General features: G+C 69.6%; 8 protein-coding genes and 1 pseudogene. 2 read left to right on the top strand and 7 right to left on the bottom strand.

The genetic code is table 11. The annotated features are described in order from the left end of the window. Nucleotides 1-230: 230 nt before the first annotated feature. Together ACWFRB_RS04170 and ACWFRB_RS04165 are read right to left on the bottom strand one after the other, a co-directional pair. The gene (locus ACWFRB_RS04170) at nt 231-920 is read right to left on the bottom strand and encodes a winged helix-turn-helix domain-containing protein (protein WP_452639058.1); all 690 of its coding nucleotides are present in this window, start codon (nt 918-920) and stop codon (nt 231-233) included. Beyond that, entirely contained in the window at nt 917-2,236 is a 1,320-nt protein-coding gene (locus tag ACWFRB_RS04165; protein ID WP_452639057.1) for a sensor histidine kinase, read from the bottom strand. The genes ACWFRB_RS04170 and ACWFRB_RS04165 overlap by 4 nt, the downstream gene beginning before the upstream one ends. Nucleotides 2,237-2,600: 364 nt before the next feature. Here ACWFRB_RS04165 and ACWFRB_RS04160 point away from each other — a divergent pair, with 364 nt between their 5' ends. Next, nucleotides 2,601-4,082 (top strand): cellulase family glycosylhydrolase, encoded by a 1,482-nt coding sequence (locus tag ACWFRB_RS04160; RefSeq protein WP_452639055.1) that lies wholly within the window; start codon nt 2,601-2,603, stop codon nt 4,080-4,082. Nucleotides 4,083-4,158: 76 nt separating this feature from the next. Here the strand turns inward: ACWFRB_RS04160 and ACWFRB_RS04155 are convergent, their stop codons facing one another. Next, nucleotides 4,159-4,926 (bottom strand): phosphoglyceromutase, encoded by a 768-nt coding sequence (locus ACWFRB_RS04155; RefSeq protein ID WP_452639208.1) that lies wholly within the window; start codon nt 4,924-4,926, stop codon nt 4,159-4,161. 48 nt (nt 4,927-4,974) lie between these two features. On the opposite strand from ACWFRB_RS04155, the gene ACWFRB_RS04150 reads away from it, so the two are divergent. Beyond that, entirely contained in the window at nt 4,975-6,036 is a 1,062-nt protein-coding gene (locus ACWFRB_RS04150; protein ID WP_452639054.1) for a DNA polymerase IV, read from the top strand. 12 nt (nt 6,037-6,048) lie between these two features. On the opposite strand, the pseudogene ACWFRB_RS04145 reads toward ACWFRB_RS04150, so the two are convergent. The 4 genes and pseudogenes from ACWFRB_RS04145 to ACWFRB_RS04130 form a co-directional block, all read right to left on the bottom strand. Next, nucleotides 6,049-7,640, bottom strand: a pseudogene (locus tag ACWFRB_RS04145) (AMP-binding protein). A 133-nt stretch (nt 7,641-7,773) separates the two neighbouring features. Continuing rightward, complete coding sequence (locus ACWFRB_RS04140) at nt 7,774-8,283, bottom strand: YbjN domain-containing protein (protein WP_452639053.1); 510 nt, start codon at nt 8,281-8,283, stop codon at nt 7,774-7,776. Next, a complete protein-coding gene (mshA, locus tag ACWFRB_RS04135) occupies nt 8,280-9,635 on the bottom strand; it encodes a D-inositol-3-phosphate glycosyltransferase (protein WP_452639052.1) in 1,356 nt (451 codons plus the stop codon). The genes ACWFRB_RS04140 and mshA overlap by 4 nt, the downstream gene beginning before the upstream one ends. A 29-nt stretch (nt 9,636-9,664) precedes the next feature. Beyond that, complete coding sequence (locus ACWFRB_RS04130) at nt 9,665-10,489, bottom strand: alpha/beta fold hydrolase (RefSeq protein WP_452639051.1); 825 nt, start codon at nt 10,487-10,489, stop codon at nt 9,665-9,667. Nucleotides 10,490-10,511: the final 22 nt, after the last annotated feature.

The raw sequence follows: 10,511 nt of genomic DNA, 5'->3' as shown, positions 1-10,511 counted from the left end.
TACAGATCCTTCGTGGGGCGCGGGCGCTCACGTCGGCAGGACGCGAGCCACCACACAGGGTGAACAGGACTATTGAGGCAGCGACGCCCCCGGCATCGGCCGGGTCTGACGACAGACACCGGATCCGACATTCACTGCCCCAACACCAGTCAACGGCTCACTGGCAGCGGTTAGGTTTGCATAACCTCTTAGTCGAGTCAACCTCTTTTGGCGCTGTTCTCCAAATGAGATCAGCCCTCCAGCTTGTACCCCAACCCGCGCACGGTGACCAGGTGCTCCGGCTTGGCCGGATCGGCCTCGATCTTCGACCGCAGGCGCTTGACGTGCACGTCGAGGGTCTTGGTGTCGCCGACGTAGTCGGCACCCCACACCCGGTCGATGAGCTGGCCTCGGGTGAGCACCCGTCCGGAGTTGCGCAGCAGGTACTCGAGGAGGTCGAACTCCTTGAGCGGGAGCATGACCGTGTCGCCGTTGACCTGGACGATGTGGCGCTCGACGTCCATCCGCACCGGGCCCGCCTCGAGCACGCCGTCGTCGGCATCGCTGTCTGAGTCGTTGTCGGCGCCGCGCCGCAGCACCGCCCGGATCCGGGCGATCAGTTCCCTGGCCGAGTAGGGCTTGGTGACGTAGTCGTCGGCGCCCAGTTCCAGGCCGACCACCTTGTCGATCTCGCTGTCGCGGGCGGTGACCATGATCACCGGAACGCCGGAGCGCGCCCGGAGTTGCTTGCACACGTCGGTGCCGCTCATCCCGGGGAGCATCAGGTCCAGCAGCACGATGTCCGCGCCGGACCGGTCGAACTCGGCGAGGGCGGACGGTCCGTCCCCCACCACCGTCGCCTCGAACCCCTCCTTGCGGAGCAGGAACGCGAGCGGGTCGGCCAACGACTCCTCGTCCTCCACGATCAACACATTCGTCACCGGTTTGCCTCCAGACTCGGCGCAGCCTCGTGCTGCGTCACTTCGTGATCGATCGATGCGGTCTTGTTCGCTGCGGACGTCTCGTCCGCAGCGGGGGGTGTGTCCGCGATCGGCGCGGACCTGAGCTGGATCCCGGGAGCCGAGATCGCACTCCTCGCCGGCGCGTCATCGGCGTCGTCGGAGAGTTCCTCGTGCCACGGAATGTGCAGCGTGAAGGTGGACCCGGTGCCCACCTTGCTCCACAGCGTGATGGAGCCGTTGTGGTTCGCCGCCACGTGCTTGGCGATCGCGAGGCCGAGTCCGGTACCGCCGGTGGATCGGGACCGCGCCTTGTCGACGCGGAAGAAGCGTTCGAACACCCGCTCCTGGTCCTCGCTCGCGATGCCGATCCCACGGTCGGTGACGGCGATCGCGACCTTGTCACCCCGCCTGGACCGGCTCACCGACACCGGCGAACCCTGCGGCGAGTACGCGATCGCGTTCTCGACAAGGTTCGACAGCGCGGTGATGAGCAGGGTCCGGTCGCCCAGCACCTCGAGTCCGCTCGGCCGGTCGGCGGTGACCGTGATCCCGGCCGCCTCCGCGGTGAGCCGCGAACGGCGCATGGCCTCCTCGACCACCTCGTCCACGTCGACCACCTCGAGGTCGGGCAGCTTCTCCGCGCCCTGCAGGCGGGAGAGCGCGATGAGTTCGCTGACCATGTTCCCCAGCCGCTTCGACTCGCTGAGCACCCGCTCGCCGAAGTGCCGCACGGATTCCGGATCGTCGGCGGACTCGAGGAGCGCCTCGGCCAGCAGGCCCATCGCGCCGACCGGGGTCTTGAGTTCGTGACTGACGTTGGCGACGAAGTCGCGGCGGGTGGCCTCCATGCGGACCTGCTCGGAGTCGTCGTCCGCGAACAGCACGACGAATCGGCGGTCCTGCTCGCTGAGCAGCCGGGCCACCCCGCGCACCGCGATCTTGTTCCTGCCGCGGGCCGGGTTCTTGATGCTCAGGTCCATCTCGACCGGCACCCCGGTCGTCAGCACCTGATTCGCCGCCTGCCAGGCCCGCTCTTCGACCGTGCGGTTGCGCACCAGGCCCAGCTCCTCGGCGCGCGGATTGAAGAGCACCACATCGTGGAACCGGTCCACCACCGCGATGCCGCTGTGTGAGGCGAGCACGATGAGGTCGAGGACCTGGGACATGGTCAGGCCGGCCTGTTCGGCTTCGCGCCTGGAGAATCGGTTCTTCAGGAACGGGACGAGGACCCCGCCGACCAGGTACCCGCCGAACGCGGCAACCACGGCCAGGAGCACGGCCTGAACAACACTCACAGCGCAATCGTACGGTCGCGTAAAGCCAGGCGGACGCAGGGTGGAGGCATTTCACCGCACGTCATGGCCCCGCGGCGCCCTGTTTTCCGGCTGTTCACCCGGTGTTTGGGTCGCTCCGCCGGAGCCCCCGAGGCCGCGACGATCTCCGCCGCGCAGTCCCCACTGGCCGGCCACCACTTTAATGGCGACAGAAATCGTTATCAATAAGCTAGGGTGGCCCCTACCCCTCAGCGGCAATCGCGACTCATCCTGCTGTCCGCGCCGGGAATTCGTCCGCCGCCGTCACGAGGAGACCGACCTCACCATGCCTTCCTTCCGATCTCGCACCCGAGCCACATTCGCGAACACGCTGACGGTGGCTGCCGTGGCCGCCTCACTGACCCTCGGTTCGGCATCGCTCCACCCTGCCTCGGCCGCGCCCCCCGCAGCGAACGGCGCGGCCTCGGTACCGACCGGTACCACGCACGCGGGTCGGTGGATCACCGACTCCGATGGACGGGTGCTGATCACGAGCGGCGTCAACATGGTGGCCAAACACGCGCCTTACGCACCCGACGCACTGGGATTCGGCGACGACGACGCACAATTTCTCGCGGACAACGGGTTTGACAGTGTGCGTCTGGGCCTTATCTGGAAGGCCATCGAACCGAATCCCGGCGTCTACGACGATGCCTACTTGGCGCGGATCAAGAACACCGTCGGTGTGCTGGCTTCGCACGGCATCACCACGCTGATCGACATGCACCAGGACCTGGCGAACGAGAAGTTCCAGGGCGAGTGGCAACCCGACTGGGCTGTGCTCGACGACGGGCTTCCCGCGTTCCCGAAGTTGGGCTTCCCCTACAACCAGTTCGCGATGCCGGCACTCCTGGCCAACTACGACAACTTCCTCGCGAACAAGGCAGGTCCGGGCGGGATCGGCATCCAGGACCGATTCGCGGCGGCATGGGCCCACACCGCCGGCTACCTGCGCGGAACGACCGGTGTCATGGGCTACGACCTGCTGAACGAGCCCTGGCCGGGCAGCTCCTATCCACTGTGCATCGTCGGCGACTGTGCGGCCGCGAACGCCAAGCTCACCGCGATGCACCACCGGCTCGCGAAGGCGATCCGGGCCCAGGACCCGGCCACGATGGTGTTCTACGAGCCGTTCTCACTGTCCAACGCCGGCGTGCCGCCGAACCCCGGGACCACAGGGGATCCCAACGAGGCGTTGTCCTTCCACGACTACTGCACGTTCGCGGCGCTCAGCGGCGGCTCCGGCTCTGCATCGGGCGACGTGTGCGGGCCGTTCGACGACTCCGTCTTCACCCATGCCGAGGCCCATGCCAGCGCCACCGGCGCCGGACTGCTGCTCACCGAGTTCGGCTCAACCGACGACGAGAAGACCCTGATCGCGACGCTTGATCGCGCCGCGAAGAACATGGTCGGCTGGCAGTACTGGGCGTACTGCGGGTGCGATGACCCGACCACCCAGGACCAGGCCGGGCAGGCCATCGTGCTCGACCCCGCCAAGCCCCCGACCGGGGACAACGTCCGGTGGAACAAGGTGAAGACGTTGGCCGTGCCGCATCCGCGTCTGGTGTCCGGGACGCCGCTGTCCTACGGGTTCGATCGCGCGACGTCGACTCTGCGGGTGGAGTACTCGACGTCCCGTGCCGACGGCAGGGGGCAGTTCCGCCAGGGAGCCGTGACATCGATCGCGATGCCGAGAATCGAGTACCCGTCCGGATACCGGGTGACAGTGACCGGCGGTTCGGTCGTTTCGGCCCCGAATGCGCCTGTCATGGAGGTGCGCAGCGCACCTGGAGCGGATCGGGTCACGGTGCTGGCCACCCCGGCCTGAGCAGGTTCGACCCCCGCAGTGCGATGCGGGCCCGGCTCTTCGTGAGAGCCGGGCCCGCATCGGGACTCGGGGTGGGCTACTTCGCGCCCTGGCTGGCGACCGCGGCTGCGCCTGCGGCGGCCGCCTCCGGGTCGAGGTAGGTGCCACCCCGGTTGAGCGGGGTGAGGCTGCCGTCCACCGCGACCTCGAGGTCGTAGCGCAGCGGGATGCCGGTCGGGATGTTCAGCCCGGCGATGTCCTCGTCCGAGATGCCGTCCAGGTGCTTGACCAGGGCACGCAGCGAGTTGCCGTGCGCGGTGATCAGGACGGTCTTGCCCGCCTTGAGGTCCGCGGAGATCGTCTCCTCCCAGTACGGGATGAGGCGCTTGACCACGTCGAGCAGGCACTCGGTCAGCGGGACCTCGTCGAGGCCCTCGTAGCGCGGGTCGGCGTCCTGGCTGTACTCGGTACCCGCCTCGATCGGCGGCGGCGGGGTGTCGTAGCTGCGACGCCACAGCATGAACTGGTCGTCGCCGTACTCGGCCTTGGTCTGGGCCTTGTTCTTGCCCTGCAGCGCGCCGTAGTGCCGCTCGTTCAGACGCCAGTCGCGCACGACCGGGATCCAGTGCCGGTCGGCGGCGTCGAGGGCGATGTTCGCGGTGCTGATCGCCCGGCGGAGCAGGGACGTGTACAGCACGTCGGGCAGCACGTCGTGCTCCTTGAGGAGCTGGCCCGCCCGCTTGCCCTCCCCGATGCCCTTGTCGGTGAGCGGCACGTCCACCCAGCCGGTGAACAGGTTCATGGCGTTCCATTCGCTCTCGCCGTGGCGGAGCAGCACAAGGGTTCCGGTACTCATGCCCACAATCCTGACATGCGCCCAACACGGGGAAGGCTCCGGACGCAGACTGAGTGAATGGGCACACGCGACCGATGGGTGCTGCACGTCGACCTCGACCAGTTCGTCGCCGCCGTCGAGGTCCTGCGCCGCCCGGAACTACGTGGCCTGCCGGTGATCGTCGGCGGGCGCGGCGACCCCACCGAACGCGGCGTGGTCTCCACCGCGTCGTACGAGGCCCGCGAGTTCGGGATCGGATCGGGGATGCCGCTGCGGGTCGCCGCGCGCAGGCTCGCCACGCGCGAGGTCACCGACGCGGTGTTCCTCCCCGTCGACGGCGAGGCGTACACCGCTGCCTCGCAGCGGGTGATGGACACCCTGCGCGGGCTGGACGCGGTCGTCGAGGTGCTGGGCTGGGACGAGGCGTTCCTCGGCGTCGCCACCGAGGATCCGGTCGGCTTCGCCCGCGCCGCCCAGTCCGCCGTGCTCGAGGCGACCGAGCTGCACTGCTCGGTCGGCATCGGCGACAACAAGCTGCGCGCCAAGATCGCTACCGGCTTCGGCAAGCCACGGGGCGTGTACCTCCTGACCGCGGACAACTGGTTCGAGGTGATGGGCGATCGCGGCACGGACGCGCTGTGGGGAATCGGCAGCAAGACGGCGAGAAAGCTCGCCGCCCTCGGCATTCACACCGTCCGCGAGCTGGCCGACGCCACCGACGGTGAGCTCGCCGCCGCCCTTGGCCCGACCACCGGACCGTGGCTGCACCGGCTCGGCCTCGGCCTCGGCGGCGAGACGGTCACCGCCGAGGCCTACGTGGCCCGCGGCCACGGCAGGGAGACGACGTTTCAGCACGATCTCTCCGACCCCGAGCAGGTGGCGGCCGAGGTGCGTCTGCTCGCCGAGCGGGTCGCCGAGGACCTGCGGGCGGAGGGACGAGCGGCGGTCCGGGTCACGTTGAAGGTTCGGTACGCACCGTTCGACACCCACACCACCGGGGCACCCCTGGCCGAGCCGACGCTGGACCCGGTGGTGATCGCCGACGCCGCCGCGGCGCTGACCGAGCGACTCGATCACGACCGCGAGGTCCGGCTCCTCGGCGTCCGGCTCGAGATGACCCCGCCCTCCGCCGGGAGCTAGCTCGCGCTGCGCCTAACCCCGCGTCGCTTCGCTCGCACGAAGGTCCTTGCGGAGGATCTTGCCCGCCGCCGACTTCGGCACCGCGTCGATGAACTCCACGATGCGGACCTTCTTGTGGGGCGAGACCCGCTCGGCGACGAACGCGATGACCTCGTCCCCGGAGAGCTCGGCATCGGGCTGACGGACGACGAACGCCTTCGGGACCTCCTCGCCCTCATCGTCGAGCACGCCGATCACCGCCGCGTCGGCGATCTGCGGGTGGGTGAGCAGCAACGCCTCCAGCTCGGCGGGCGGCACCTGGTAGCCCTTGTACTTGATCAGCTCCTTGAGCCGGTCGACGATGTACACGACGCCCCCCGCATCGACGGTCGCGATGTCGCCGGTGTGCAGGTAGCCGTCCGCGTCGAGGGTCTCGGCGGTGGCCGCGTCGTTGCCGAGGTAGCCCACCATCACGTTCGGGCCCTTCACCCACAGCTCGCCCGGTGCGCTGACGCCCGCGGACGGGAGCGCGACCTCCTCGCCGGTGGCCGGGTCGACGAGCTTGTTCTCGGTGTTCGCGATCGGCTTGCCGACCGAGCTGAGCGGGACGTGGTCGTCCTCGAGCGCGATCGCATGGCTGACGGGGCTCAGCTCGCTCATGCCGTAGCCCTGGCGGACGCGGCAGTTCAGCCGGTTCGCCACCGCCTTGCCCAGCTCCTCGTCGAGCGGCGCCGCACCGGAGAAGATGGTGTGCACGGAGGAGAGGTCGTACTGGTCGACGAGCGGGTGCTTGGCCAGCGCGACCGCCACCGGCGGCGCCACGAAGATGTAGGTGCACTTGCGCTCGGAGGCGTTGCGCAGGAACTCGACGAGATCGAACTTCGGCATCGTGACCAGGGTGGCGCGCTCGAACAGCGCCGCGTTGAGCAGCACGGTGAGCCCGTAGATGTGGAAGAAGGGCAGGACGGCCAGGATCCGGTCGTCGGCGCTGATGCCCATCCGCGGTGGATCTGGCAGACGTTCGCCACCAGGTTCCTGTGGGTCAGCATCACGCCCTTGGGGCGGCCGGTGGTACCCGACGAGTACGGCAGCACCGCGAGGTGGGTGGCCGGGTCGAAGCTGACCTCGGGGGCCGGGGCGCCCTGGGTGAGCAGGTCCCGCAGCGACGGGTGCCCCTCGGCGCCGTCGAGCACGATGACCCGATCGGCCGGGATACCGACCTGTTCGGCGGCCGCCAGTGCCTGCGGCAGCAGCGGCGACACGGTGAAGAGGAACGTCGCCTTGGAGTCGGTGAGCTGCTTGGCGATGTCCTCGGCGTTGTAGAGGGCGTTGATCGTGGTGGCCGTGCCGCCCGCACGCAGGATGCCGTGCAACACGGACGCGAACGCCGGGACGTTCGGCGAATGCAGCGCGGCGACGTCGCCGACGGCCAGTCCGCGCGCAGCCAGCGCGCCCGCGACGGCGTCGACCTGACCGATGAGTGTGCGGTAGGTGGTCTCCGCGCCCGAGCCGCCGTCGATGAGCGCGGGTCGGTCCAGGTCGGCGTCCGAGACCTGACCGAACAGGAAGTCGTAGACGCTCAGGTTCGGGATCTCGACGTCGGGATAGGGGCTCTTGAAGCTCACGGGGGCCTCTCCTCGAGTGGTGCGGCGACAGGGTTGACGAACCAGGTAACTGTGACAGATAGAAACAGTTATCACACCTGTGACAGCCGTCACAGGATCGCCGAAACCCTACCCCGAACCGGGGCGCCCCGCCTCAGTCGGAGCCGGCAGCCCGGACCTGGTCAGCGGACATCAGGTGCACGAACGGCTGCAGGTTCGTGAGCGGCTCGCCGCGCGAGACCCGCCAGTCCCACTCCCGCCGAATCGAGGTGGCGAACCCGAGCTCCAACAGGGTGTTGAAGTCGCCGTCCGCGGCCTCGAGCACCTGACCGAGCACCCGGTCCAGTTCCGACCCTGTGACGGCATGGGTGGAGATCTGCCCGAGCAGGTAGATGTCGCCGATCTTGTCGATCGTGTAGCTCACCCCGTACAGCCGGCGGTTGCGACGGAGCAGATACCGGTAGACACCCTCGAAGTTCTCGTCGGGTTTGCGGCAGACGAAGGCCTCGACCCGGACCCCGTGCGCACCGACGGTGAGCAGGCAGGTGGTCTTGAGCTTGCGCTCGCCGGGCAGTTCCACGACGAACTGACCCTCGCCCTTGCGGGTGTACTCGAGCTCCCGCTCGGCCAGTTCGGCGTCGATGAGCTTCGCGATGTCGGTCACGCCCGCACTCCCCCCATTCGGCGCAGCTTCCACAGTCCGCGGCCGCGGCGCGGCGCGTGTTCGGGCAGCCTGCGGTAGCTGGCGTTCGCCCGCTTGTAGCTCTGGAGCAGCCCGTCGGCGGTGTGCTCCCAGGAGAAGTCCTCCGCGTGCAGCGGCGCGCGGCGCGCCATCTCGGCCAGCCGGCCGGGATCCGCGAGCAGCGAGTGCAGGGCACCGGCCCAGTCGTCGGTGCGGTGGCCGGGCACCAACAGCCCGGTCTCTCCGGACCGTACGGCGACCCCCAGTCCCCCGACATCGGCCGCGACGACCGGTGTCCCGCAGGCCTGCGCCTCGATCGCGACCAGTCCGAAGGACTCCGAATAGCTCGGCACCGCAACCAGATCAGCCGCGCGGTACACCTGCGCGAGCCGCTCGGGCGGCTGCGGCGGCAGAAAGGTGACCCTGGCGGTGATGCCGAGCGAGGCGGCCAGGTCGATCAGCGAATCGGGCCGGTCCAGCCCGGTACCCGAGGGCCCGCCGACGACCACGATCCGCAGCGGCAGCGCCGGTTCACGCTCGATCAGGGCGGCCGCGGCACGCAGCAGCACGTCCGGCGCCTTGAGCGGCTGGATCCGGCCGACGAAGGTCACGATCAGCTCGTTCGGGTTCAGTCCCAGCTCGGCCCGTGCCGCCGCGCGGTCACCCGGCCGGTACCGGGACAGGTCAGCGCCGGGGGCAACCACGTCGATCCTGCCGGGGTCCGCGCCGTAGATGTCGATCAACTGCTTGGACTCGTCGGCGGTGTTGGTGATCAGGCGGTCGGCCTCGGCCACCACCTGCTGCTCCCCGATCTGGCGCGCGACCGGCTCCGGGACGTCCCCGTCCGCCAGTGCGGCGTTCTTGACCGCGGCGAGGGTGTGCGCGGTGTGCACCAGCGGGACGCCCCAGCGGTCGCGGGCCAGCCAGCCGACCTGGCCGGAGAGCCAGTAGTGCGAGTGCACCAGGTCGTAGTGCCCCGGCTCGTGGTGCGCCTCCTCGCGCAGCACCCCGGCCGCGAACGCGCACAGCTGGGTGGGCAGGTCGTGCTTGTCGAGACCCTCGAACGGGCCCGCGACGACGTTGCGGACCAGCACGCCAGGCGCGGCCTCGACCACCGGTGCGTCCGCGGAGGAGGTCGCCCTGGTGAAGATCTCCACCTCGACCCCCCGGCGGGCGAGCTGCAGCGCGGTCTGGAGCACGTATACGTTCATGCCGCCCGCGTCACCGGTCCCCGGCTGCGCCAATGGAGAGGTGTGGACCGAGAGAACGGCCACCCTCCGCAACCGATGATTCTGCGCTGGGGTCACGGCTCCATCTTGCCCTGTGGCGATCACGCGCGGCGAAGCCGAGCCCCCTGGCCGCGTCACAGCGCGTCGACGAACTCGCTGACCTCGGCGACGAAGCGTTGCGGGTCCTCGACGAACGGCCCGTGGTCGCAGCCTTCCCAGTACGACGCGGTGGCGGCCGGGATCAGCTCGGCGGCGTGCCTGGCGGCGGAGACGTCGACGACGGTGTCCGCGGTGCCGTGCAGGATCAGCGCGGGCACGGTGAGGCCCGTGAGCAGCTCGTCGTGCCCCACCGCGCGGGTGAAAAGCGCCGCGCGCACCCGAGGGGGCGTCGACAGGCTGGCCCCGAACAGCGCCTGCGAGGCGACGCCCTTGCCCTCGGCCGGGCCGGTGAGGGCGGTGCCGAAACTGCCGAGCGCACGGATCGACTCGCGCGGGTCCTCGGACATCGCGGCCGGGATGGCCGCGCGCATCGACGATCCGACGCGGCCGCCCTTCTGCCCGGGCCCGATGCTGGTGATGGCGCCGACCAGCACGATCGCATCCACCGCGGCCTCACCGAACTCGGCGAGGTAGTCGCAGATCACCAGGCCGCCGTAGGACCAGCCCAGCAGCACCGCGCCGGACTCGATGCGCTCGGCGGCGAGCACCGCCTCGACGTCCGACGCCCAGATCTTCGGGTCGTCGTATCCGTCGGCGGGCGCGCCGGAGTAGCCGTGGCCGCGCAGGTCGACGGCGATCACGCGGTACTTGGCGGAGAGCGCGTCGAGCACGCCATCGCCCCAGCACCGCAGCGACTGCGCCCAGCCGTGCAGCAGCACCAGCGGACGGGCGGCAGCGTCACCCTCGACGCGGTAGACGATGGACGTGCCGTCGATGCTGACGGTTTCCCGGATAGCCATGCCGGCCATTCTGCGCCCCCCG

It is taken from the genome of Rhodococcus sp. NPDC055112 (assembly GCF_053607505.1).
This window is presented reverse-complemented; position numbering and strand designations above follow the sequence as displayed.

Bases quoted from the DNA above. Each gene is read 5' to 3' on its own strand.
- ACWFRB_RS04150 (WP_452639054.1), top strand. From the start codon at position 4,975: ATGGGCACACGCGACCGATGGGTGCTGCACGTCGACCTCGACCAGTTC.
- ACWFRB_RS04130 (WP_452639051.1), bottom strand. From the start codon at position 10,489: ATGGCTATCCGGGAAACCGTCAGCATCGACGGCACGTCCATCGTCTAC.